20 protein-coding genes are annotated in these 25132 nt (G+C 46.1%); 11 read left to right on the top strand and 9 right to left on the bottom strand.

The features are described 5' to 3' along the window. Positions 1 to 70: 70 nt before the first annotated feature. Complete coding sequence (gene rsuA, locus L5M37_RS08240) at positions 71 to 823, top strand: 16S rRNA pseudouridine(516) synthase RsuA (protein WP_263200057.1); 753 nt, start codon at positions 71 to 73, stop codon at positions 821 to 823. 74 nt (positions 824 to 897) lie between these two features. Here the strand turns inward: rsuA and L5M37_RS08235 are convergent, their stop codons facing one another. Genes L5M37_RS08235 through L5M37_RS08225 form a run of 3 tightly spaced genes read right to left on the bottom strand, consistent with a single transcriptional unit; the run spans position 898 to position 2968 of the window. Next, complete coding sequence (locus L5M37_RS08235; protein WP_263139596.1) at positions 898 to 1854, bottom strand: DUF4097 family beta strand repeat-containing protein; 957 nt, start codon at positions 1852 to 1854, stop codon at positions 898 to 900. After that, positions 1851 to 2435, bottom strand: coding sequence for an anti-sigma factor (locus L5M37_RS08230; protein ID WP_219250392.1), 585 nt, complete (start codon positions 2433 to 2435; stop codon positions 1851 to 1853). Before L5M37_RS08230 ends, L5M37_RS08235 begins: the two co-directional genes overlap by 4 nt. Continuing rightward, positions 2435 to 2968 (bottom strand): RNA polymerase sigma factor, encoded by a 534-nt coding sequence (locus L5M37_RS08225; protein WP_219253939.1) that lies wholly within the window; start codon positions 2966 to 2968, stop codon positions 2435 to 2437. Before L5M37_RS08225 ends, L5M37_RS08230 begins: the two co-directional genes overlap by 1 nt. 439 nt (positions 2969 to 3407) lie before the next feature. Here L5M37_RS08225 and L5M37_RS08220 point away from each other — a divergent pair, with 439 nt between their 5' ends. Beyond that, positions 3408 to 5270 (top strand): methyl-accepting chemotaxis protein, encoded by a 1863-nt coding sequence (locus L5M37_RS08220; RefSeq protein ID WP_263161504.1) that lies wholly within the window; start codon positions 3408 to 3410, stop codon positions 5268 to 5270. A gap of 198 nt (positions 5271 to 5468) precedes the next feature. Here L5M37_RS08220 and L5M37_RS08215 read toward each other — a convergent pair whose 3' ends face one another. The 3 genes from L5M37_RS08215 to lolB all read right to left on the bottom strand — a co-directional run bounded on the left by L5M37_RS08215 (position 5469) and on the right by lolB (position 8029). Beyond that, positions 5469 to 6416, bottom strand: coding sequence for a ribose-phosphate pyrophosphokinase (locus tag L5M37_RS08215; protein ID WP_006080255.1), 948 nt, complete (start codon positions 6414 to 6416; stop codon positions 5469 to 5471). Positions 6417 to 6528: 112 nt separating this feature from the next. After that, positions 6529 to 7383 (bottom strand): 4-(cytidine 5'-diphospho)-2-C-methyl-D-erythritol kinase, encoded by an 855-nt coding sequence (gene ispE / locus L5M37_RS08210; RefSeq protein ID WP_198571871.1) that lies wholly within the window; start codon positions 7381 to 7383, stop codon positions 6529 to 6531. Between the two features lies 1 nt (position 7384). Further along, complete coding sequence (gene lolB / locus L5M37_RS08205) at positions 7385 to 8029, bottom strand: lipoprotein insertase outer membrane protein LolB (RefSeq protein ID WP_263200055.1); 645 nt, start codon at positions 8027 to 8029, stop codon at positions 7385 to 7387. A gap of 253 nt (positions 8030 to 8282) precedes the next feature. Between lolB and hemA the strand changes: the two genes are divergently transcribed. From hemA to prmC, 3 genes are read left to right on the top strand one after another with little or no spacing between them, the layout of a single operon-like run. Further along, on the top strand, positions 8283 to 9533 hold the full coding sequence (hemA, locus tag L5M37_RS08200) for a glutamyl-tRNA reductase (protein WP_012090153.1): 1251 nt from the start codon (positions 8283 to 8285) through the stop codon (positions 9531 to 9533). A 14-nt stretch (positions 9534 to 9547) separates the two neighbouring features. Continuing rightward, positions 9548 to 10639: a peptide chain release factor 1 gene (gene prfA, locus L5M37_RS08195; RefSeq protein WP_131523734.1), complete on the top strand. Its 1092-nt coding sequence runs from the start codon at positions 9548 to 9550 to the stop codon at positions 10637 to 10639. A gap of 2 nt (positions 10640 to 10641) precedes the next feature. Then, positions 10642 to 11490 (top strand): peptide chain release factor N(5)-glutamine methyltransferase, encoded by an 849-nt coding sequence (prmC, locus tag L5M37_RS08190; protein WP_113939044.1) that lies wholly within the window; start codon positions 10642 to 10644, stop codon positions 11488 to 11490. Between the two features lie 361 nt (positions 11491 to 11851). Here prmC and L5M37_RS08185 read toward each other — a convergent pair whose 3' ends face one another. After that, the gene (locus tag L5M37_RS08185) at positions 11852 to 12403 is read right to left on the bottom strand and encodes an outer membrane beta-barrel protein (RefSeq protein ID WP_173242900.1); all 552 of its coding nucleotides are present in this window, start codon (positions 12401 to 12403) and stop codon (positions 11852 to 11854) included. 651 nt (positions 12404 to 13054) lie between these two features. On the opposite strand from L5M37_RS08185, the gene L5M37_RS08180 reads away from it, so the two are divergent. The 3 genes from L5M37_RS08180 to L5M37_RS08170 all read left to right on the top strand — a co-directional run bounded on the left by L5M37_RS08180 (position 13055) and on the right by L5M37_RS08170 (position 17030). After that, positions 13055 to 13912, top strand: a complete 858-nt coding sequence (locus L5M37_RS08180) for a pirin family protein (protein ID WP_263200053.1) — start codon at positions 13055 to 13057, stop codon at positions 13910 to 13912. 337 nt (positions 13913 to 14249) lie between these two features. Further along, a complete protein-coding gene (dbpA, locus tag L5M37_RS08175) occupies positions 14250 to 15626 on the top strand; it encodes an ATP-dependent RNA helicase DbpA (RefSeq protein WP_263200140.1) in 1377 nt (458 codons plus the stop codon). Positions 15627 to 15932: 306 nt separating this feature from the next. After that, positions 15933 to 17030, top strand: coding sequence for a hypothetical protein (locus L5M37_RS08170; RefSeq protein WP_263200051.1), 1098 nt, complete (start codon positions 15933 to 15935; stop codon positions 17028 to 17030). 216 nt (positions 17031 to 17246) lie between these two features. Here L5M37_RS08170 and L5M37_RS08165 read toward each other — a convergent pair whose 3' ends face one another. Beyond that, positions 17247 to 18791, bottom strand: coding sequence for a DEAD/DEAH box helicase (locus tag L5M37_RS08165; RefSeq protein ID WP_168822533.1), 1545 nt, complete (start codon positions 18789 to 18791; stop codon positions 17247 to 17249). Between the two features lie 653 nt (positions 18792 to 19444). On the opposite strand from L5M37_RS08165, the gene L5M37_RS08160 reads away from it, so the two are divergent. Next, a complete protein-coding gene (locus L5M37_RS08160) occupies positions 19445 to 20491 on the top strand; it encodes a DUF3626 domain-containing protein (protein ID WP_173496758.1) in 1047 nt (348 codons plus the stop codon). A 135-nt stretch (positions 20492 to 20626) separates the two neighbouring features. Here L5M37_RS08160 and L5M37_RS08155 read toward each other — a convergent pair whose 3' ends face one another. Continuing rightward, the gene (locus tag L5M37_RS08155; RefSeq protein ID WP_173496759.1) at positions 20627 to 21145 is read right to left on the bottom strand and encodes a type II secretion system protein; all 519 of its coding nucleotides are present in this window, start codon (positions 21143 to 21145) and stop codon (positions 20627 to 20629) included. A 279-nt stretch (positions 21146 to 21424) separates the two neighbouring features. Here L5M37_RS08155 and cydD point away from each other — a divergent pair, with 279 nt between their 5' ends. Both cydD and cydC read left to right on the top strand, forming a co-directional pair. After that, positions 21425 to 23374: a heme ABC transporter permease/ATP-binding protein CydD gene (gene cydD, locus L5M37_RS08150; protein WP_263200049.1), complete on the top strand. Its 1950-nt coding sequence runs from the start codon at positions 21425 to 21427 to the stop codon at positions 23372 to 23374. After that, positions 23371 to 25122 (top strand): heme ABC transporter ATP-binding protein/permease CydC, encoded by a 1752-nt coding sequence (gene cydC / locus L5M37_RS08145; RefSeq protein ID WP_263200047.1) that lies wholly within the window; start codon positions 23371 to 23373, stop codon positions 25120 to 25122. Before cydD ends, cydC begins: the two co-directional genes overlap by 4 nt. The last annotated feature ends 10 nt before the right edge of the window (positions 25123 to 25132 follow it).

Raw genomic sequence — 25132 nt, 5'->3', positions numbered from 1 at the left:
TTCCCTATGGTGATTGCTGTCAATGCGTAAGGGCTAAATAGAAACACAGCTCGCATTGAGCAGCAATTCTTTGCCCTTTGAACTGGTCGGCTTCATAATACGGCAGTTTTCTTTATTGAAGTTGAGTATTAACGTGCGTTTAGACAAATTTATCTGTGAGAGTACCTCACTGACTCGCTCATTAGCGAAAAAAGCCCTGCATCGCGGTGATATTACTTGTGATGGCTTAGTCGTTAAAGACTCGGGTTTTAAAGTGACTGAAGGTATGTGTGTTTGCCTTGAAGGCGAGCCGATTGTCTTAGTGGGCGAGCGTTATTTAATGCTTAACAAACCGGTAGACACTATTTGCTCGACGATAGATGAAACCTACCCTTCGGTATTGAGTTTAGTGGATGTGCCTAAGCCAGAAACTTTGCACATTGCTGGTCGTTTAGATGCCGATACTACAGGGCTCGTGTTGATTACCAGTGATGGTCAATGGTCGCATAAGATCACCTCACCGAAGAAAGAATGCGGCAAACGCTATTTAGTGAAACTCGCTGAGCCTGTGGATGATCGTTTGATTGCGGTATTTGCCGCTGGCGTTGAATTGCGCGGTGAAGATGGTCTAACTAAGCCGGCGTTACTGGAGATTATTGATCCACAATTAGTGCGATTAACCATCACCGAAGGTAAGTATCATCAAGTGAAGCGTATGTTTGCCGCTGTGGGCAATCATGTGCAAGGGTTGCATCGTGAAAGTGTAGGGCAAATTGAATTAGACCCCACCTTAGCACTGGGTGAATGGCGATATTTGACGGCTGAAGAGATAGCTTCAGTCTGATGAGTTTGATGTAAAAAATGCCGCCCGAGTTTTACTTTGGCGGCATTTTTATTTGTGCTAAATAGCTTTTATTATTACTGTTTCTTTAAAATCAGATTACCGCTGATGGTATTCATCTTCACGTTGGCTGCACCAGAGCCTGTTTGGAATGATAACTCTGTGCTTGGTACATATTTTTGTTTTTGCGGTACATCTTGGGTTAAACCGTTGTTGATTTTTCCACCAGGACCACCATCTAAGTTGAAGCTTGCATCGGGAACATCATTAAAGATCACGGTAATATCGCCACTCACACTTTCTAAATTCGCTTTGTTGAAGTTTTTAGCGAGTGACACTTGTGAATCTCCGCTGACGGTTCTGAGCTCGATTTCCTTGGTGACACTAAAGTTAGCATTCACTTCACCTGAGACTTGTTCAATCGTGACTTTTTCTGCTTGAGTGTGGCTTTTTAAGTCACCGCTAACGAGGCGATAATTCATTTCTCCTTTACTGTCAGTGTCCTGAATCGTGCCGGATACGGTTTCTAATTTGATTTTTCCATCAAGAGCTTTGGTCGTGATATCACCAGAGACTGTATGTAACTCAGGTTTACCACTTAAGTTGTTGGCGTTGATATTGCCGCTTACCGTATTCAAATCTAGTTCACCTTGAGTTTCGGCAACTTGCAGATTGGCAGATATGGTATCTGCACTGAGTTTAACCGTTTTTGGGACTTTAATGGTGAGCTGTGATCCTTTGTCATTATTGCCATTATAGTGGCGAGGCATTTTGTCTTCGATATTGAGACTATTTCCCTGTTGCTCAAACACAAAGCCTTCGCTCAATTCATCTAATGTGCCAGTGACACTCACTTCACTCTTATCCCATGTTTGAATGGTCACATCACCGCGTTGGACTTTGATCTGCAGTTGAGTGTCGCTGCTGACACTTAACTGTTTATCAACGCTTTGTGCTGCTAACACATTGCCCATTAAGCCTAAACAGAGTGTCGAAACCAATAGGCTAGCTTTAGTGAGATTGAGGTTACTCATAGGGTGTTTCCTTGTGTCGAGTTTCTAATGGGTAATTTTTGGCCCTGTTGTAATAGGTCGAGCTCACGCTGCTGCACCCAAAGCCACAGTTGCCAAAGTTGTTTATCGGTTGGATTCGCTTGTAAAGCTTGGTAAATCTGTGTTGCCGCGAGCCTTAGCTCAGTTAAACCTTGCTCAACGGGTGCGCTGAAGCTGCTCGTTTGCCACATTAGCGCATTTGGCGCCTGTTCTAGGTTGTCCACTTGCGCTTGGTGTGATGTTGCAATTTGGGTGAGTAATAAATGTAAGGCCACATCCTCTGGTTGCTCTGGCATAGCTTGGTTCTGGGCAAGCTCTGTCTGCTGCATTATGAATGAGTTGAAATAGGGCAATTGGGTATATCCCAATGCCGCTAGAATAATAAACGAAGCCGCTATCGCCCAAGCGTGACTCTTCTGGGATTTGTACGTTTGGGGTATCAGCGTTTTATCCATGCGTTTTTCAATGCCTTGCCACAGATCATGTGTAGGCGACATCTCTTTGGGCGCGCTATTAATCAATTGCTCAAGCTGTTGTTCACGGGAAAGCGGCGTTAACGTCATTACAGCATCTCCTGTAGTAGTTGCTTAGCTCTATGGTATTGGGTCTTACTGGTGCCGACGGCAATGCCAAGTAAGTCAGCGATTTCATCATGTTGATAACCTTCGATTGCACAGAGTACGAAAACCATGCGAGCGCGTTCTGGCAGTTTGAAAATTAACTTATCTAATCCGCTATAGCTGCTATCAGAGCTTAAGGGTTCAGTTTCATGTTCCAGCGGAATAAATCGTGACCAAAAGGACTTTTGTTTACGAATGCTGCTCAATGCCTGATTGACACAAATACTGTGTAACCAAGTGGAAAACTGACTCTCACCTCGAAATTGTGGCAACTTCTGCCACACTAAAATAAAACACTCTTGGGTAATTTCTTCAGCCATAGCGCTATGGCCGCAAAGGCGCAGTGATAGGGCGTAAATACGTTTGTAATGGCTTTGATAAAGCAACTTGAAGGCAGTTCTGTCTCCTTGGCTCGCTAAGGTGACCAGTTCAAAGTCAGACATTGAGCCATTGAGTGGGAGGATCCCTGCTGTCACTGTAATTTCCTGCCATAATGATTGAGTGTTGTAGTTTTGACGCAGTGGGCGCTACAAAAGGTTTGGAACCTTAAAAAATATATTTTATTTAGATCAATTATCCAGCGTAACATTTTTGTGATTTGTAGTAGAATCCGCCCGGAAAAGTACTGCTAAGCTAATGAAGTAATTCATTTTATATCAATTGATATTATGACACTTACATCTGCTTTGAGACGGTATATTTAACGTAATTAAAACGAAATACTTTGTAGTAACGGTAGGATATCACCCTGAAGAACTAAGTTAAAAATAATGCGCTACTCACAGTATGGGAGCTTAAATCGACAAGCTATCAAAGTATTTGATGTGAACTTTTAATGTATTGCTATGTTTGCGCTGTTAAAGGCTTAATTTCCAGCTATCTTTTTAAGATAGATTACATATTCGGGGACTTTCTATGTTTATCCGCTCAAAGTTGTTACTCAGTGCTGCAGTGTCTATTTCGGCACTAATTGCCATGTTTGGATTACAACTCTATTCAAATTCGGTGAAATCGGAACTTTCTAACGCGGCTCAAAGTGTGCTTGATTTAGAGCGCGACGTCTTAATTTTGCGTAAAAATGAAAAGGACTTTTTCGCTCGCAAGGATTTGAAATATGTCGAGCTGCATAAGCAAAGCCACATGGCAATCGACAGTATTGTCCCTGAGTTAGAGAAAGTCTTTAAAGAATATGGGGTGTCGACTGCCTCACTTGAAAGTTTTGACCGTAATTTAAATCAGTATCAAGCCGCTTTTTCTGAAGTGGTGCAGCTACAACAAGAGATTGGCTTAACACCTAAAACAGGTTTGTACGGTACGTTACGAGCTGCGGTGCATAACGTTGAAACGCTACTCAAGGAATTTGATCAGCCCGCACTCGAAGCCGCAATGCTGCAACTTAGGCGTAACGAAAAGGATTTTATGCTGCGTCGTGAGCTAAGTTATGTCGAAACCTTCGATATTAATATTGGTAAGTTTAATGACAAGCTTCATGCCTCGAGTATCGATATTGATACTCAACGAAAAATTGAAGAGCTTATTACTCAGTATCATAAAGATTTTAAAAGCTTAATTAATAAAGAGCAGCAACTCGGTTTGACAGAGAAGGATGGCACTATGGCGCGAGTTTTAGCTGCAAACCAGCAAACTGAGAGCAGTACGAGTGACTTGAAAAACTTGGCTCTTAAGGCGATTGATGATGCTGAGAGTCGTAGCGTTAATGTCGGTATTACTGTGTTTATCTTTATTGCGTTACTACTATCAATCATTACCTACTTGATTATCCGCAGTATTATCGCGCCTGTTGAGCGTATCACGCAGATCATTTCTCGCATCGAGGTGAGTAAAGATCTGACATTGAGGTGCGATGCCTCCACCCAAGACGAACTTGGTGAAATTGCACAGCATTTCAATAGCATGGTGAGTAGCTTCCAACAGCTGATTGAGCAAGTGATTGAGTCGGTCGCAACGATTAACACTTCCTGTAAACGTGTTTCAGAAAATGCCATGCTCGCCTCCGAAGGTGTGGGCCAACAACTTAATGAGACCGACATGGTCGCAACAGCAATCACTGAGATGGGCGCAACGATTGAGGAAATCGCTAAAACAACCGAATTGGCGGCATCAAAAGCGGGTCAGACCCACGATAATGCCCAAAGTGGTCAATTAGAGGTTGAGCAAACGATACATAAAATCCAGTCACTTGCTGAGCAGTTGAATAGCTCAGCAGCGGTCGTTAATGAATTGGAACGTGACAGCGAGACTATCGGTAGCGTGTTAGATGTGATCCGCGGCATTGCTGAGCAGACCAATCTTTTAGCCTTGAACGCCGCGATTGAAGCGGCGCGTGCGGGTGAGCAGGGCCGTGGTTTTGCTGTGGTTGCCGATGAAGTACGTAACTTAGCGATGCGGACGCAATCGTCAACCCAAGAGATTGCTAACATCATTCAAACCCTGCAGACGCGTACCCGATCGATTGTGCAATTGATGGAATCTAGCCAAAAACAAGGCGTTGAAAGCGCTGAACAAGCGGCAAGTGCTGGCGCTTTATTGAAGCTTATCAATAACGACGTGCGTAATATTATGGACATGAGCACTCAAATTGCGGCGGCTATTGAAGAGCAAAGTATGGTGGCGGCTGAAGTGAACAAGAACGTGGTGGTGATCCGCGATATCGCTGAGGAGTCATCCCATGCGGCAGATGCAAATGCGTCGGCATCGGATGAGCTGAAAGCGCAGGCTGAATTCTTATTCCGTGCGGTGAGTAATTTTAAAATCTAATGCGTAGAAGCCAGTTTACATCTGATGATCAGAAGCTGGCTTAAAAAATACACTAACAAAAACGCACTCCGAGGAGTGCGTTTTTATGTCTGAGTGATGAGCTCTGCAAGCTTAGTGATTCGTTAAAACAGTAAGCTGTGCATTGGAACCGCTCAGATTAGTCAGAACGTTCAGTGACTATGATGAGTGACCGAACTATTAGTGACGGAACATGGCAGAAATAGACTCTTCGTTGCTTACGCGACGAATTGCCTCAGCCAGTACCGCAGACATAGTTAACTGAGTCACTTTAGCCACTTTCAACATTTCTGGGCTTAAAGGAACTGTGTCAGTCACAATCACTTCATCAATCACAGAGTTAGCGATATTTTCAGCCGCTTTGCCAGAGAAGACTGGGTGAGTTGCGTAAGCAAATACGCGGTTCGCACCATGTTCTTTTAAGGCTTCAGCCGCTTTACACAGAGTGCCGCCTGTGTCGATCATATCGTCAACGATAATGCAGTCACGACCTTGAACATCACCAATGATGTGCATAACTTGCGCAACGTTCGCTTGTGGGCGACGTTTATCAATGATCGCTAAATCAGAATCATCCAACAGTTTTGCTACTGCGCGAGCGCGAACAACACCACCGATGTCTGGAGAAACAACGACTGGATTATCTAAGTTCTTCGCTAACATATCTTCTAGCAGCACTGGGCTACCAAATACGTTATCAACAGGAACGTCGAAGAAACCTTGGATTTGCTCAGCGTGCAGGTCACAGGTCAGAACGCGGTCAACACCCACGCTAGACAGGAAATCGGCAACCACTTTTGCAGTAATAGGTACACGGGCGCTACGAACGCGACGGTCTTGACGAGCATAACCAAAGTAAGGAATAACCGCTGTGATACGGCCAGCAGATGCACGGCGCAGCGCGTCAACCATCACGATGAGTTCCATCAGGTTGTCGTTTGTCGGCGCACAAGTGGATTGGATGATGAACACATCGGCTCCACGTACATTTTCGTTAATTTGGACACTGATTTCACCATCGCTGAAACGACCAACCACTGCGTCTCCGAGTTTGCAAAATAGACGATCGGCTATCTTTTTAGCGAGACTGGGGGTGGCGTTCCCAGCAAAGAGCTTGATGTCGGGCACTGTATGAACCTCAGGCGTTTGCTTTATATTTTAGTGGCTAGAGTAACGACGATGTAGGGACGGGAGGAACCCGAGGCGTTATCGTTAAGTGGTTACTCTAGAAGAAAGTAGTTTAAGGGTGACTGAGTCGCGTGATGAGCGGCGAAAGATTCATCCCTTGTGCAACAAATCCTTGCATTTCAGACGGTAATTTCGCCAAGGCTGCGAGAGCTTGTTGCTTTTGTGTGAATTCCCCGAACACGCATGCGCCTGTTCCTGTCATTCTCGACGGCGCATATTCTAGCAGCCAGCCTAATGCCTTGGCAACTTGAGGGTATTTAGAAACGACTAGTTTTTGACAATCATTTGCCCAAGGTTGGTTCATTAAGGTATCTATGGCCAGTTTCGGGGTATCACGTGGTAAAAGTGGATCTTGGAATACTTCAGCGGTGGATACATGGGCATCGGGTGCGATGATTAAGTACCAAGGCTCACTCGGATTTACCGCTTGTAAGCGTTCACCTACACCTTCGGCAAAAGCGGCGAAACCATGAATAAAAACAGGAATATCGGCACCAAGTTTAAGGCCGATTTTAGCCAGTTCTTCGGTCGATAATTGGGTGTTCCATAATGTGTTCAGTGCCACTAAGGTGGTGGCAGCATCTGACGAGCCGCCACCTAAACCTCCGCCCATGGGTAGACGTTTATCCAACCAGATTTCGGCGCCGCCACTAAAGCCTGTGGTTTGTTGTAATGATTTTGCGGCTCGCAGAATTAAGTTATCGCTATCGGCGACAACATTAGAGATATTGGAGTGCAAAATCAGTTCTGCGGTTTCAGTGACCTTAAAATCGAGCATGTCACAGTAATCAATAAACTGAAACAAGGTTTGCAGTTCATGATAACCATCTGCGCGGCGACCATTCACGTGTAAGAATAAGTTAAGCTTTGCTGGTGCTGGCCAATGGCGTGAAATTGCTGCGGGCATGCTAAGGTTTCTCTTCGAGTATGATTGCAGGCTTGCCGAGGGCTTGCCATTGATTCAGTTGTAGTTTGAGTTGTAAATCACCACGTTCAAGCTTTAATTGATGGGGCACACTGGCGCCGCTCTGGGATTGCCAACTTAAAAATGCGACCTGCCAAGGTGGCGGAGTTTGAGTATTGGTTAGCTGTTTAGGTTTGCCTTGGCTATCGCGTGCGATGACCTGATCATTGGGGCCAACTTGGCCAGTGATCCACAAAGGTAAATCGGCCAAGGGGATGGACCAACCGCTGACACGCTCGAGTAAACGTTGGGCATTATCGTCGCGAAAGTCTTTGCCATCGATATGCAAATGGGCCGAGTTCGGGGTTGAGTTAAGCGTCAACACAGTCGTACCTAGCATAGTGGTGAGTGTCAGTTCGTCGCGATCTTCACTGTGGCGCCAGTAGATATTAGCGCTGAGCTTATCGTCAGGAGTTTTTATCGCCAGTTTACCCTGTAATTCCCAAGCGGTTGCTTGGCGCGCATCCGTGACTGTGATTGGGCTTAGGTCAGTCATCGGCGGCAAGGTTTCACACCCCGCCAGCAAGAGTAGGGCGCTTAAGGTAAAACAAGAGAAAATGGTTTTTGTGAGGCGCTTCAAATTATTCATCTATGACTGATATACCAAAGTCCTTATGATACGAGGGCTTGGAAAGAATACCAATGCCAAACGTAAAATTTCCATCGGCGGTCACTTAGATTTGTTCCTTCGGGGCAAATCCAGCCTTACCTATCATTGATAGAAAATTTAGGTAAGAAGTTAGACCTTTATTCGGTTTTGTTAAGCGTATTCTGTTTTTAGTTGGGCCGATTCAGTAGAATGCCCTTATTAAGAGAGTCGCCAAGAATCTAGAAAGAGTCAGATGAGCCTTGTAGCAATCGGTATTAACCATAAAACAGCCACGGTAGACCTGCGCGAGAAAGTTGCCTTCTCTCCGGACAAAATTCATGACGCTATGAAGAGTCTGGCCAGTCGTACACGCTCGGGTGAAGCCGTTATTGTCTCGACCTGTAATCGCACTGAGTTGTATTGCAACAACGGCGATGAGGCCGACATTATTGCGTGGCTTGAAGAATATCACGGCCTTGATCATAAGGACGTCGCGCCTTGTCTCTATAATTATCACGGTCAGGATGCCGTCAGGCATTTGATGCGTGTGGCCTCTGGGCTCGATTCGTTGATCTTGGGTGAGCCGCAAATTCTCGGCCAAGTAAAACAAGCATTCGTTAAGGCCAAAGAGGCTGGAACGGTTGCCTTAACCATAGACAGACTCTTTCAAAATACCTTTTCTGTCGCCAAAAAAGTCCGTACCGATACTGAAATCGGCGCCGCCGCAGTATCTGTGGCATTTGCCGCGGTTAGCATGGCGAAACATATTTTCTCGTCGATATCGACCACGAAAGTGCTATTGATTGGCGCGGGTGAAACCATAGAGTTGGTTGCTAAACATCTTAAAGACAACGGCGTGGCGTCTATGGTCGTAGCAAACCGGACGTTAGAGCGCGCCCAAGGCATGTGTGAGGAGTTTGGCGCAACAGCAATTACACTGGCACAGATACCAGATTATCTCCCAAAAGCCGATATCGTGATATCCTCTACCGCCAGCCCTCTGCCTATCCTAGGTAAAGGCATGGTCGAAAAAGCGCTAAAGCAGCGTCGCCATCAACCTATGTTATTGGTTGATATAGCAGTTCCCCGGGATATTGAGCCGGAAGTCGCCGATTTGGATGACGCGTTTCTGTATACAGTGGACGACCTGCATAGCATTATTGAACAGAATATGGCTTCTCGAAAAGAAGCCGCCGAGCAAGCTGAAGTAATTACTGAAGAACAATCTTTCCTATTTATGGATTGGATCCGTTCTTTAGAGTCGGTCGACAGTATTCGCGAGTATCGCAGCCAGAGCATGGCGGTAAAAGATGAGTTAGTGGAACGCGCCCTGAATAAATTAGCCCAGGGCTCAGACACTGAGCAGGTATTGATTGAACTAGCCAATCGCCTGACCAATAAACTTATCCACGCACCGACACAGGCCCTCACGGCAGCGAGTCGTCAGGGCGATTTGAATACTCTCGGTCAGTTAAGATCAGCGCTTGGATTAGATAAACACTAAGGTTAGCGAGTTAAATGAAGGAATCCGTTATCCGCAAGCTGGAAGGCTTGCTCGAGCGCAATGAAGAAGTCATGGCTTTGCTGGGTGATGCTAGCGTCATTTCGGATCAAGACAGGTTTCGTGCGTTATCGAAAGAATACGCCCAGTTAGAAGACGTTGTTGCTGGCTTTAAAGCCTATCAGCAAGCGCAGGCCGATCTCGATTCTGCCAAAGAAATGCTGGAAGAAGACGATGCTGAAATGCGTGAAATGGCGCAGGAAGAGATGAAAGCCGCTAAGGCCAAACTCGAGCAGCTCGAAGACGAATTGCAAATTCTATTATTGCCAAAAGATCCTGACGACGATAAAAATGCCTTCGTTGAGATCCGCGCTGGTGCAGGCGGTGACGAAGCGGCTATTTTTGCCGGTGATTTATTCCGCATGTACAGCCGTTATGCTGAAGCGAATCGCTGGCAGATCGAAATCATGAGCTGTAACGAAGGTGAACATGGTGGCTTTAAAGAAGTGATCATGAAGGTCAGCGGTGACGGCGTATACGGCAAACTTAAGTTTGAATCCGGCGGCCACCGTGTACAGCGTGTGCCAGAAACCGAATCCCAAGGACGTGTGCATACTTCAGCGGTTACTGTTGTGGTACTCCACGAAGTACCTGAAGCTGAAGCGATTTCAATCAATCCAGCCGATCTGAAAGTTGATACCTACCGTTCATCGGGCGCGGGTGGTCAGCACGTTAACAAAACTGACTCAGCTATTCGAATCACCCATATTCCTACTGGGATCGTGGTGGAATGCCAAGATCAACGTTCGCAACACAAGAACCGTGCCCAAGCCATGAGTGTACTGGCCGCACGTATTCAAGCTGTTGAAGACGAAAAACGCCGTAGCGCCGAAGAATCGACCCGTCGTAGTCTGGTTGCCAGTGGCGATCGCTCCGAACGTGTACGTACTTATAACTTCCCGCAAGGCCGCGTGAGCGAACACCGCATCAACTTGACCTTATATCGCTTGAACGAAGTGATGGAAGGCGATCTCGATGCGATTTTATTGCCTTTGATGCAAGAGCATCAAGCCGATCAGTTAGCCGCACTGGCTGACGAGCAGGGGTAATTTTGTCAGATCAATCTAGCATAGCCGAAGCCCTGCAATGGGCTTATGTGCAGTTAGCATCAACCTCTGAATCCGCTCATCTGGATGCAGAGGTTTTGTTGTTATATTGCCTCAATAAAAGCCGCAGCTATTTGTATACTTGGCCTGAAAAATCCCTAACGGTTGAACAGTGGAAACGCTTCCAGCAAATGGTACAGAAACGCCAAAAAGGCGTACCTGTGGCACATATTGTCGGTGAGCGCGAATTTTGGTCGTTGCCTTTTATCGTGAACGACACCACTTTGATCCCGCGTCCTGATACGGAAATTCTGGTTGAAACCGCCTTGAACATGCCGCTTTCCACCTACGCCAAAGTGCTCGATTTAGGCACAGGCACTGGGGCGATTGCGCTGGCGTTGGCGTCTGAGCGTGAGTCATGGCAAATCACCGCGGTCGATAAAGTCGATGATGCCGTGGCTTTGGCTATCGCGAACCGCGAGAACTTAAAGCTGCCACAGGTCGAAATTCTCCAGAGTGACTGGTTCAGTGCCGTAAAGTCGCGGGACTTTGATTTAATCGTCTCAAATCCGCCCTATATTGATGAAGCTGACGAACACTTGCACCAAGGTGACGTGCGTTTCGAGCCCCAAAGCGCGTTAACCGCCGCCGAGGAAGGCTTTGCCGATCTTTATTATATTGCCAACACTGCCCGAGATTACTTAAAGCCTAACGGCTATATCCTGCTCGAACATGGTTTTGAGCAGGCTGTGAAACTCAGGGCTAAGCTTATCGAACTGGGCTACGAGAATGTCGCCACAGTGCGAGACTTTGGCAGTAATGACAGATGCACTATGGGTAAATGGGCAGAGTAAGTTACTAAAAATAAATTCGATGACCCATAGAATAATGATGAGACTTTAGACTTATTATCTCAAATATAACGCTATTGCCAATCTGCAATAGCGTTTTTTATGTATAGATATTTGCTTAAAATAGTGTCTTCAGTGAATATAAGATGACTATTCTTAGGAAATATAGTTATGGGATATAGTTTAATCAGCTGTGGAATGGGAAATTTTTCTTCAGCATTTGCTATATATTTTATATAGCGTTAATAGAAATAACGTAATTAATTATGATGAAAATGGATTTTTACTAGAATTCTAAGTTAAATTTTTGCTTCGCAACATAATGCCAGCATTTACTGGCATTATGGGTTTTAAATTTATAGTTTTAGAAGCTGTAGCCTATTCCTACAGTGAAGCTCGTCATTTCAAATACTCCAGAATCCTGGTACGCTAATGTTGTCATAATTTCGAAGCCATTATAAAAACGACAACGCCAACCTAATGCGGCATATAAGCCATAGCCATCGTCTGAATACTCCTCTATAGTTATAACATCATCACTACTATTTCCGTAGTCATTCAATTGATAATTAGCTTTAGATTGAGATAATCCGGCCTTAAATATCGCATTATGTCTTGCTGATATTTGGTATGTATATGTGCCAGCAAGCCGAGAGGAATAAGAGTTCTCCAACACGTAATCGTCAAAAACACCATGTATTGCTGCGGTAAAAGGCTCACTTTGAAATGGTGTGTAACCTACTTCTACTCCCCAATCTGGGGTGAATTGATAGCGATAGGCAAAGTCATAATGGGTAATCCCCCCATAGTCTTCTGTTGAGCCTAAACCCAAGCCTGCAGAGAAACCATGGGTTTCGTCTGCGCTAGATGCTGTAGTGGAAATGAGTAAAGCTAAAAGTATAAATAAGCGTTTCATTGTACTTCCTGTAATCACATTAATCCATGAACGCTAAAAGTAACAGATTTGGTTGCTAATTGTAAATGTTTTGATTTTTATTTATTTCGTATGGTCTCCCGATAAGTGGACAGATGTCAGTAAGTTTATATTGAGACAAATGCAATAATTTATTATTTCTTCTTAGACTTCAGTAATTCGCTATATATTTTACTTGGTAAAGAGTGATTATTGTTAAATCCTCATTATTTCTGAATGAACTAAATTAGATTTTTATAGTATGTTTTGTGTTGGTTGTATTCGTATACAGTGTGCGGAAATACATTTTTAATGAATGGGAGTTATTTCATTCAGATTTAAGGTTTGATTTTTATGTACCATAATAATTTAAAGTTTTTATGTTAACGCTATTTTTGATAGCCACGATTTCAAATCCAAAGTGCGAGATTTGGCAACTAAACCACTATTTTATTATCCAGTTATAACACTAGGTTACTCGCTCCTTCCTGCATACTGTTCTATTTTTTCGAATGTTTAGGTCGTGATTTCGCGTTATTCTTTTGTAAACTTCCTTGTTATTCTGCCTCCATCAGCAAAGCGTTTGCGTCTTGTGTTAGCCGTATGATCTTGGCGTTTCACGTATCGCTTTGCTCAACCGATAGGAGAGCAGCAATGAAAGTATTAAGTCAGTTTTCCGCCAAAGCCGCGATGGATGGCGATGGGGTCAATATTCGCCGTGTCGCCGATTTTGTGACGACTAAATTTGATCCTTTCTTGATGATCGACGAAATAAAATCCGATGATGAACAAGATTTTATTGGTGGCTTCCCCGCACATCCCCATCGCGGGATGGAGACCTTCACTTACATTCGTAAGGGCGGTTTTGAGCACCGTGACCAAATGGGTAATGTGAAGGCGATTTGTGCCGGCGATGTGCAGTGGATGAGTACCGGGTTCGGGGTAGTGCATTCTGAAATGCCACTTGCCGATGCTGTCGATGGTCTGCATGGATTCCAAATTTGGGTCAATATGCCCGCCAAAGACAAGTTGCGTCCAGCGAAGTATCAAGATACCGCGGGTAGTGCGAGCGTTGAAGTGACCAATAACACTGGCGCTAGCTTAAAAGCCTTAGCGGGTGATTGGGGCTTTAAAGATCAACCGCTTATTAGTGCGACCATCCAAGGATTAGCGGGCGAAGCAGCCATTGCCGATCTGAGCCTAGCACCAAATGCTGAGGCCACGTTTGATTTGTCTCAACACGAGTTTGTCGCCTTGTACTTGTACCAAGGTGACTTAAGTAAAGGTGAAGACTCACAGTGGTCATATCATCAGGGCGAGTTTTTAGTGCTTGATAGCCAAAGTGTGCTTAAGCTTAAAGCCGATGAGCGTGGCGCTGGGATGTTACTGTTTGCGGGTAAACCTATCCGTGAAAAAATCGTCCAGATGGGTCCATTTGTAATGAACACCCAAGCGGAAATTCAGCAGGCGATTCGCGATTATCAAGAAGGGCGTTTCGGCCAGATCGCGTAATTTGTTAAATCTGCCGTGCTGAGCTAATTCTAAATCCAAGCCAATTTAAGTTTAAGCCCTGTATTCCTGCAGGGCTTTTTTGTTGCTGTTTACGCCTGCTATGTCTATTGCTTAAGGACTTGAGGCAAAAGCCGCGCTTTGTTGCTACAATAGCCGTGCTTTTGGGTTGAGCGAGCCTAGCGCTTAAATCTAAACTCAAGCTAGCCCAAAGTTAACCTGAATCTTGATAGACCAGTTAAATCGATAAGTAACGCAATTTCAGTAACCTAGCAGCCGCTTCGTTACCCACCACAGGATATTCACCTTGAGCAACTCTGATACTAAGCCTAATCCATCAATGGCTTTTTCGACTCTTAAGCTAAAACCCGAACTGCTTGAGAACCTTTCTTCTATGGGCTACAACGAGATGACGCCAATTCAGGCGCAAAGTTTGCCACCCATTTTAGCGGGGCAGGATGTGATAGGTCAGGGTAAAACTGGCTCGGGTAAAACGGCCGCCTTCGGCTTAGGATTACTGAACAAGTTAGACGTTAAACGCTTTCGCATTCAAACCTTAGTGTTATGCCCAACCCGCGAGTTGGCCGACCAAGTGGCGCAGGAAATCCGCACCCTTGCCCGTGGTATTCATAACGTTAAAGTACTGACACTTTGCGGCGGTGTGCCTATGGGGCCACAGGTTGGATCGCTGGAACACGGCGCGCACATTATTGTGGGTACGCCTGGCCGTATCGTCGATCACTTAGATCGCAATCGCTTAGATTTAAGCAATCTCAACATGTTAGTGCTCGATGAAGCCGATCGCATGTTAGAAATGGGCTTCCAACCCGCCCTCGATGCGATTATCGAACAAGCCCCGCGTGAGCGTCAGACGCTGCTATTCAGCGCGACGTTCCCTGAGCAAATTCAATCGATTGCTAAGCAAATCATGTATGACCCAAGCATGGTTAAAGTTGAAGGTAATCACGACAGCTTGAGCATCGCCCAACATTTTTATCACTTAGACGATGATAAGGCGCGTATGCAAGCGCTGCAATTATTGTTGTTAGAACATAAGCCTGAAAGCGCAGTGGTGTTCTGTAACACTAAACGCGAAACTCAAAAAGTGGCCGATGAGCTCGAAGGTTTAGGCTTTAGCGTATTGGCTTTGCACGGTGATTTAGAGCAAAGAGACAGGGACGAAACCCTGCTGCAATTTGCTAATAAGAGTGCCTGTGTATTAGTGGCGACTGACGTTGCCGCCCGTGGTTTAGATATCGATGCGCTGGATGCCGTGTTTAACTATCACGTTGCCTACGACACCGAAGTCCACATTCACCGTATCGGTCGTACTGGCCGTGCGGGCAGTAAAGGCGCCGCTTATACCTTCTATAACGACCAAGACGGTTACAAGATTGCCTTGTTAGAAGAGTATTTAGAGCGCGAAATTACCAGCGAATCACTGCCATCTGAAAGCCTGCTCGGCAACACGCCTGCAGCGCCAACCATGATCACTTTGCAGATCGATGGCGGTAAGAAGGAGAAACTGCGTCCAGGGGATATCTTAGGCGCGCTGACGGGCGAAAACGGTATCGAAGGCTCACAGGTGGGTAAAATCCAAGTGACCGATTACCGCGCCTATGTGGCCGTTAATCGTAAGGTTGCCAAGAAAGCGCTGAACAAAATTACTGGCGGCCGCATTAAAGGTAAATCTTACCGCGCTTGGCCAATGGAGTAAGCTTGGCCAATGGAGTAAGCTTGGCTTAGCTTGAGTTTAATCGTACCTCGATTTAATTCACTTCACTTTTAAAGGGAATAAACTCAGGTTTATTCCCTTTTTTGTTGGGTGTGATTAATGCAATGACTGAGTCTTTTTGTTTTGTAAATGTTAATTCCGGCAGGAGGTTAAGTAACACTTTGTATTCGCCTGCTTAATTAATATGCCCCTCAGCTTGCCTGTGGTAGAAGTGATTCTGAGTAAAAAATAAATGAGCAGATTAACGGCTTTGTCAGGTGATAAGGCGTGCATCGGTTTGGAGTATTTATGTTTCGAAGGACTATTTTACTAAGTATCTTTTTGAGCGCAGCGAGCGCTGCATCAATTCAACCAGAGTTGCAACCAGAGTCACAACCAGAGCGGCAATTAGAGTCTAAGCCAGAGCCGCAACCGTTACAGCATTTCATCTACATTAACCATCGTGAGGCTAACGGAGAAAACATTCGTGCCGACAAGGCGCTGCACGATCCCCGTTTTGGCGGTGCGCAGATTGTTTATACTTGGCGCAGTTTAGAGCCTAAGCAGGGCGAATATGATTTCAGTGCGATTAGGGCCGATATTGCGTATCTCGATTCGATAGGCAAAAAATTGTGGATCCAGCTGCAAGAGAAATCCTTTACACCCAGAGTCAATGTGCCGCGTTATTTGCTCGATGATCCGATTTATCAAGGAGGTGTGTTGAAGCAAAGCATGTTGAGCGCGCCAGAGCGTGATCCCAATAAACCGGTGACGGATGATGAGTATGGCTGGTCAGCCAAAATGTGGGAGCCCTCAGTGCGTGCGCGTTATCAACAATTGGTGTGTCAGCTTGGCCAAGAGTTTGATGGGAAAATTGCGGGCATTAACTTTAGTGAAAGCTCAATTGATGTGGGGACTGAAAACGCCGATGGAACGACCACCTTCCCCAGTGATTTTAATCCTAAAGCCTATATCGATGCGATTGGCGAGAATATGCAGGTATTAGCTGAGTCATTTCAGCATTCAACCGCTATGGTGTATTTGAACTTTTTGCCAGACGAATGGCTGCCATGGAATGACAAAGGCTATATGCGAGGCTTATTTGCGCAAGCCAAATCGCTCAACATGGGTGTGGGTGGCCCAGATTTGATGCCTTACCGTAAAAGTCATATGGCACAAAGTTATGCCTTTATTAAAGAGTACCCAGCGACACTGGTGAAAGGTATGGCGGTGCAAGACGGTAATTTGCGGCAGATTAATCCTAAAACGGGTAAAAAGAATACTGTGCCTGAGCTGCTGGATTTTGCGCAAAATTACCTAGGCTTAGACTACATTTTTTGGGTTGAAGATGAACCTTATTTTACGGATGAAGTCCTGCAGCAGTTGCCAGATACAAAGGCGAATTAACTTAGGTTGCCGTTTTAGGCTGTTTTTAAGGCAGTGATTGTTCAAGCCGATTATTGTTCAAAGCGTAGATAACGAGCTAAGCATCGATAAAGACAAACTAAGACAAACTAAGACAAACTAAGACAAACAAAAACGCCCAATTCCATACGGAGTTGGGCGTTTCTGTTTAGGACTTAATACGGCTAAATCGCTAAGCAAGTTCGCTTAGCTTTTGCATTAATCCTGTGAGTGTCTTGGACGACTCGCACCATTATTTGGGCGACGGGTGTTTTTCTTTGGGCCATTGGCGTAAGGATTCTCACCCGCTTGGCCACGATTCTCGCCAGCACCTGAACGGCTTTCAGTTGGACGACTAGCGCCTGCGCTATTGGCTCGGCCATCGTTTGAACGTGGTGGACGAGGTTTGGCATCACTGCGGGGGGCGCTACTGGCTTCACCGCTGTGTCTTGGATTCTTGTCGTTTGGCTTGTGGCCGCGCGCGACGTCACCGCTGCGTTGACCGTCTTTATGCTCGGCGCTTCTTGGAGCACCATCGCGTGAGCTAGGTTGGTTTGAGCTGCGGGTATTTCTACGGCTTGGTACTGATTTACCGCTACTTTTTCCGCCGCCACCTAAACGTGATTCTGGCAATTCATGGTTAAAGCCTTCAACCATTTCTCGGTCTAATACGCGATTGATCAAACGCTCGATATCGTTCAGCAGTTTGATTTCTTCGTTGCTCACCAGTGACACGGCTTGACCCGATGCGCCAGCGCGGCCAGTACGGCCGATACGATGCACATAATCTTCTGGCACGTTCGGTAAGTCGAAGTTAACCACTTGTGGTAATTGGTCTATGTCTAAACCGCGGGCAGCAATATCGGTTGCAACCAGTACGCGAGCTTGACCATTTTTAAAGTCGGCCAAGGCTTTAGTACGGGCGGTTTGGCTCTTATTACCGTGGATAGCGGCGGCTTTGATACCTGCCTCTTCAAGGCTTTTCGCCAGACGGTTAGCGCCATGTTTAGTGCGCGAGAATACCAACACTTGTTGCCAATCGTTTTGCTTGATGAGTTGGATCAAAAGTGCCGATTTTTGGCTCTTATCAACTGGGCAAACCCATTGTTTTACTGTGGTCGCCGCCGCGTTACGTGGCGTGACCGAAATTTCGACTGGATCATTGACTAGGCCTTTTGCCAGCTCACGAATTTCATCGGAGAAGGTGGCTGAGAACATCAGGTTTTGACGTTGCTTAGGTAAAATGGCTAGGATCTTACGGATGTCGCGGATAAAGCCCATGTCGAGCATGCGATCGGCTTCATCTAACACTAAGATCTCAAGCTGGCTGAATTTTACCGCTTTTTGATTATATAGATCCATCAATCGACCCGGCGTCGCGACTAATACGTCGACACCGTGGCGCAATTTCGCGATTTGTGGATTGATAGGCACGCCACCAAATATCACCGCTGAGCGCAGTGGTAAATTCTTACCATAGGTTTCAACACTTTCTGCAACCTGAGCTGCCAATTCGCGTGTCGGAGTTAACACTAATGCGCGCACTTGGCCTGCTTGGGCACGGTTACCTTTACTTAGGAGTTCGAGCATAGGTAGGGTGAAACCTGCTGTTTTACCTGTTCCTGTTTGGGCGGCCGCCATCACATCTTTGCCTTGAAGCACAGCGGGAATTGCTTGAGCTTGGATTGGCGAAGGTGTGTCGTAGCCTTGTTCGGCAACGGCTTTAAGTATCGGGGCCGATAAGCCCAGGGAGGTAAAACTCATAGATTGGTCTCTTGTGGCAACACTGTGCTGCATTTATGGTCAATAGCCAGGTCTGCTGGCGGGCGTGCAGCTTACAGGATCAGGGCTTTAAGTGCCATCTAATAAAGGTTTTTGGGTTGGGTTTCATTCATATTGGCACATAAATCGCTTGTCGGCGGCTTTCACTCGGCCTCGCTTATCTTTTAGGCGCAAGTTTAGATGGCAGAGTTTGAGGTTATGGAAGTTAATTGATTTCAAGGAACAAGATGACTATTAGGCTTATTTCATCATATCAATTGAAGTCATAGGTATTTTTTTATCTAGAGTTAGAATGAGTTAGCGGTAGATCACGCTACAATAATGAGAGTGGTATAAACTAAAGTCGATTGGAGTAGAATTAATCAATGACGCAATTGGTTTAGCTATTTGTTCAGTTCGTGATTGATGTTATTTGCTGAATTTTTAACAATGAACCGAGCGAAAGAATTATTGAGTGTTTTCACAGTCACGTTTAACTGAGTCATTCATGTTTAACCGAGTCATTCATGTTTAACTTAGTTATTTAGATGGAGTGGCTTAAGAGCAGTTCTCTGCATGCTTGCGATTTATCTCACGTTTATTTTAGGATGAGGCATTGTGGGAACGGTTAAACGCCTCTCATTTATAGGTGGATTATGACAGCGATACAGCATATTGAACGCCTTGCACGAGGACGCAGTGAACAAGCCGTCGCTGTGATTAAAAATGTGCAGCAGATGTCAAATATCCCCATGCATGAGATGCAACTCGCGCTTAAACAATTGCTCAACTGTGGCCGAATTGCTCTGCATTTTCATCCCGATAGAATCGATAGCCGTGGTATGACTGTGGCCGAAGGTTTACTGCGCGATGGTCAATACCGCAGCCAGTTTGAGACCCATATTTCTAATGGTCAGTTGTCACCTGAGTTAGGTGGCCCACGGGATCATTGGGAAAATCAGCTTTTTGGGGATGTATACAAGGGCACTAAATCTCGGCCTAAATACGGTGCACTCGATCTGGGGATGTGGCAGGACGGTCCCGCCCCGCGCTTTGGTAGCTGCTATTTTCTGACTCATACGAGTGCGATGGCGCGCTCAACCTTTAGTTATCTCGACTCGTATCGTAATCCGAAAGAGAAGGGCACACTGTCATGTTTCGATGATATTTTAGCGGCGCTGCTGACTGAGAGTTTTGAGCGTCACTATGCCTTAGGCAAATCCGACTTTAAGCCGCTGAATGTGATCCATTATTTGGGGCATCAGCTCAATGCTTCCTTGCTGTCACGTTTCGAGCGGCCGCTATCGAATAATCTTGACCATTATATAGAGGCGCAGATCCATGGCGATGTTTCCCTCGATGAAGATATCGCCATGCTGGTGGCGGATCCCAGTTTTAAGGGTACTGATATTGGCGCAAGCTTAAGTAAAATTTGCGATAAATATGATATTGAGCTGCAATATCATGGTGGCTTTAGCCTGCATACGGCGCAGATCCCCAGTGATTTCCGTGGGCCAACTATGCCATCGCTGGCTAATCGGATTGCCATAGAAGACAGAGTTGATGCCCATGCCATAGGCGTGGCGGCGCGGGATTTATACCATTCCCCCCAGCATTGGCGTGAGCGCGGTAATCGTGCGCAAGTCGCCCATGAACTTAAGTTGCTCTGGCATGTACTAGTGAAATACGGTGGAGTGCAATAAGCGCGAACTCTTTAAAAATGCTTAATTGTAAACGTAAGCATTAACAACAAAATGAGTTTAGGGCGTAAATAAAACAGCGAGATAACATCAGGTTAACTCGCTGTTTTTCTATAGATATTTTATCGTTAAGGTCGCCTAGCAACCAGTGTCGACTTTTTTATAAGTGGGGACGCCCGTTGTCTCCCATTTATAGTCGATATAACAATTTGTCGCTTCGACTTGCGCTTCTGTGGGCGTGGCAAGGTTCAGTTTTTGCTTTGGTGTGGCGATAACTTCATAGGTGCCGTTGGTGGTGTAAATTCGATAGGACCACTCATTCACATTTAGCCCTGCCGCTTTAAAAATTTCTGGCGGAGTCGTGTAAGCCGTACTTGGCGTTATACCGCTGGTGCTGGCAGCCCAAGGCTGATAGTTTTCGCCACGGATTTCGTCGTAAACGACTCTATTCGTGGTGCCGCTGTGAGCAATTTCCGACTTTGATTTGAATAAAGTGACGGCGGATTTCATCGAAGCCAGTGCACCTGAGAGCTGACTCTTATAGGCATCTGATTGTAAATTAATGAATTTAGGTGCAGCTACTACGGCTAATACGCCAAGAATAATAATAACCACAACGAGTTCAATCAGGGTGAAACCAGCATTTTTATTTGGCATAGATAGAGGACATTTAATACAAAGAGCTTCATGCTACCTAAGTTTTTAAAATCAGGCTAGTACTAGGTAAAGTTCCGTTAACTCCTAGATTTATTTATCTTTAGCTCGTTTTTGTGAGTCCGCTAGCAAAAGTCTGTGATAGGGTTTCATCTGTTGTAGATGCCTGCGATACTGCGTCCCTATCGGAACTTTTTAGCTGTTGCAAGCCCCTTAAACTGAGTTGTTATCGATAGTCGATCCCCGCTACGAGTCGCTTAATTGTTTTCTTGTTGGAGCACCATGGATAAGTCGTTAGAAAAATCCCTTCTTGTTTGGCTTAAAGCCCAGAAAAAAGCCTGTGGCCTGTTCCTTAAATTGTCGTTATGGCTTGGGATGATAAGCGCCGTCGCTATGGTGGCGCAGGCTTATATTATCGCGACGATTCTGGATGGCGTGATCATAGGGCAAGTTATACCGCTAACTGACAATGCCCAAACGATCAGTTCCAACGTGAGTATTGATACCTATATTCCTCATTTTATTGCGTTAATTGCCTTGATGTTACTGCGTGCCTTGCTGGCTTATGGGCGTGAGCGCGCCAGTTTTGAGGCGGGTAAGCGTCTACGTGGCCATATTCGCGCGGCAGTGATGGACAAGCTGACTAAGCTAGGTCCGGCATTTATTAAAGGTAAACCCGCAGGGAGTTGGGCCAGCATAGTCTTAGAGCAAGTCGAAGATTTACAAGATTTTTATGCCAGATATCTCCCACAAATCAGCCTTGCTGGTTTTATTCCCGTACTCATTTTAGCGGCGGTATTCCCGATTAACTGGGCGGCAGGCTTAATCCTGTTACTCACAGCGCCATTAATCCCTATGTTTATGATCTTAGTTGGCATGGGCGCTGCCGATGCTAATCGCAAAAACTTCAGTGCGCTTGCAAGATTGAGCGGCCATTTTATGGATAGATTAAAAGGCTTAAGCACGTTGAAACTTTTTCACCGTGGTGATGCCGAGCTTAAGGTGATCGCGAGTGCTTCAGAAGAGTTTCGTAGCCGCACTATGTCTGTGCTACGCATGGCCTTTTTAAGCTCAGCAGTCTTAGAGTTTTTTGCCGCGGTATCGATTGCAGTATTGGCGGTTTACTTTGGTTTCAGTTATTTAGGCCATTTGGATTTTGGCTATTATGGCGCCCATGCCAATATCAGCTCGAGTACAGATCCTCAAATAGTCGGTATTCCATTTAGCCTGTTTACTGGGCTGTTTATTCTGATTTTAGCCCCTGAGTTTTATCAACCGCTGCGGGATATGGGCACTCATTACCACGCTAAGGCGCAGGCCGTCGGCGCCGCGGAAGCCTTGATTACCTTGCTCGAACATCCTGAACCTGAGTTTGTCGGCCAAGTGCACATCAATAGCATAGAAACCCTGAGTGCCGATAATCTTGAAGTGTTCAGTGTTGATGGCACGCGTTTACTCGGCCCGCTGAGTTTTGAATTAAAAGACAATCAACGTTTAGCCTTAGTTGGCCCAAGCGGTGCGGGGAAAACCAGTTTACTCAATGCCTTATTGGGATTTTTACCCTATAAGGGACATTTGCTGATCAATGGCCATGAGTTATCCGCATTAGATTTAGCCCATTGGCGACAGCATTTAGCTTGGCTGGGCCAAGAACCGCAGTTATTCCACGGTACAGTGCGGGATAACGTAGCTTTAGCCGACCCAAATATGCCCGACGATACGCTGTGGCACTTGCTGGCAGAGGCCAATATTAGCGACTTCGTTAAGGCGCAGCCACTGGGCTTAGATGCGCCAGTCGGTGAGCAATCTTCCGGTTTATCCGTCGGCCAAGCCCAGCGTATTGCTTTGGCAAGGGCGCTTGGGCAAAAGGCGAGTTTGTTTGTCCTTGATGAGCCTACGGCCAGTTTAGATAGCCAGAGTGAGCAGGCGGTGAGTTCTGCGCTGAATCGGGCCATGGCGGGTAAGATGTGCATTATGGTGACCCATAGATTAGATCAGTTAGATCAAATGGATACTATTCTTGTGCTCGATAAAGGCTTGATAGTGCAGCGGGGCGATTACACCACTTTGTCTGACACAAACGGCTTATTCCAAACTTTACTGCGTGAAAATGTTGAGTCCGTGGCTGATATTGAACTTGTACCGTTATTGGCAAGCGCCAGTGAGACGCAGCTTGATAGTGACGCTCCACTCGACAGTGCAGCCGAGTCTACTAAAGGAGATGCCCAATGAAAGTGCTGATCCCCTTTATTCGATTGTTCTCGCGTCAATGGCTGATGATGTCCGTGGGCTTGCTGCTGACCATTATTACTTTGATGGCTGGCATAGGTTTACTGTCACTTTCGGGCTGGTTTCTTTCCGCTACCGCGGTCGCGGGTTTGACGATAGTTACGGCGCAGTCCTTTAACTTTTTCACTCCTGCGGGCGGCGTGCGTTTCTTATCAATTGCCCGAACCGCTAGTCGTTATGGCGAGCGTTTAGCGACCCATGAGGCGACCTTTAAGTTGCTGACTGAACTTCGTGTTTGGGCGTGGCGTAAACTCTTGCCGCTCAGTGCTAAAAATCTGCAGGGGCTGCGCCGTGGCGACATGCTCAATCGCTTAGTGGCCGATATCGATACCCTAGATCATCTATATCTGCGACTGCTCACGCCTATGGCGGCATCCCTTCTGATGACGGGGCTCTTGTATCTGTTTCTTGCTTGGTTCGATGCCAAACTTGCTCTCAGTCTTTGCTTATTCTTAGTCGCTGTTTGGCTGGTGATGCCACTGCTATTTTATCGCCTTGGACACGCGCCAAGCCGAACTATGCTCGAGACCAAGCGTCATTATCGGGTGCAGTTGCTCGATATGTTGCAAGGCCAAGCCGAACTTAGCCTATTTGGCGCGAACGACAGATTCAGGCAGAAACTGAATGATGCTGAAATTGCACTTTTTCGCAGCCAAAGCGCGATGGCCAATATCACTGCTCTCAGCCAAGCCATGTTGATCCTCTCCACGGGCTCAGCCTTGATCATGATGCTTTATTTAGCCGCTCAAGGTGTGGGTGATGCCGTGCCGCCGGGGCCCATGTTTGCACTTATGGTGTTTGCGACTATGGCCTGCGTCGAGATGATGATGCCGATCGCGGGCGCGTTTCAGCATTTGTCAGGCTGCGTATCGGCCGCAACGCGAATTAATGAAATCACTGAACAAAAGGCCGATATTCAATTTGCTGTCGATACTGGCTTGAGGGCAAAGTCTGGCGCATTACAGATTGAAGATATCCACTTTGGTTATCGAGACGATCAAAACGTGCTGCAAGGTTTGTCCCTTGAGATAAAAGCGGGGCAAAAAGTCGCGTTACTTGGGCCAACGGGTTGCGGTAAGTCGAGCTTATTGACGCTGATTACCCGAGAATGGCAAGCGCAGCAAGGGCACATCAAGCTCGATGGTCATGCACTTTCAGAGTACAGCGAGCGTGGTCTTAGGGATGCGATTACTGTGATTAGTCAACGCATCTATTTGTTTGCAGGTACTTTGCGGGAAAACTTAGTATTAGCGCTACCTGTTATCGAAGGCGAGAAACGCACGGCCCACGACGGACGCTTGATTGATGTGTTACAGCTGGTTGGACTTGGCGCTTTACTCACGGGTGATAAGCCGCTGGATATGTGGATTGGTGAAGGTGGACGTCAGCTTTCGGGTGGCGAGCAGCGCCGTATTGGTGTAGCAAGAGCACTGCTGCGTGATGCGCCGCTGCTATTGCTTGATGAGCCAACAGAAGGGCTAGATAAACGCACCGAGCGAGATATTTTAAGTTTACTGTTTGAGTTTGCTCAGGATAAAACCTTACTTATGATTAGCCATCGTTTAACCGCTATGGCGAAGATGGATCAAATTCATTTACTCGGTCAGGGGAAGATTATTGCGTCTGGCACTCATCAGAGCTTAATTGAAGACAGTGTAGAGTATCAGGCCTTGTACCAAAGACTCGCTTAAGGTTTTGGAT

This window comes from Shewanella sp. SM69, from assembly GCF_025653985.1.
Lineage (GTDB): Bacteria > Pseudomonadota > Gammaproteobacteria > Enterobacterales > Shewanellaceae > Shewanella > Shewanella oncorhynchi.
This window is presented reverse-complemented; position numbering and strand designations above follow the sequence as displayed.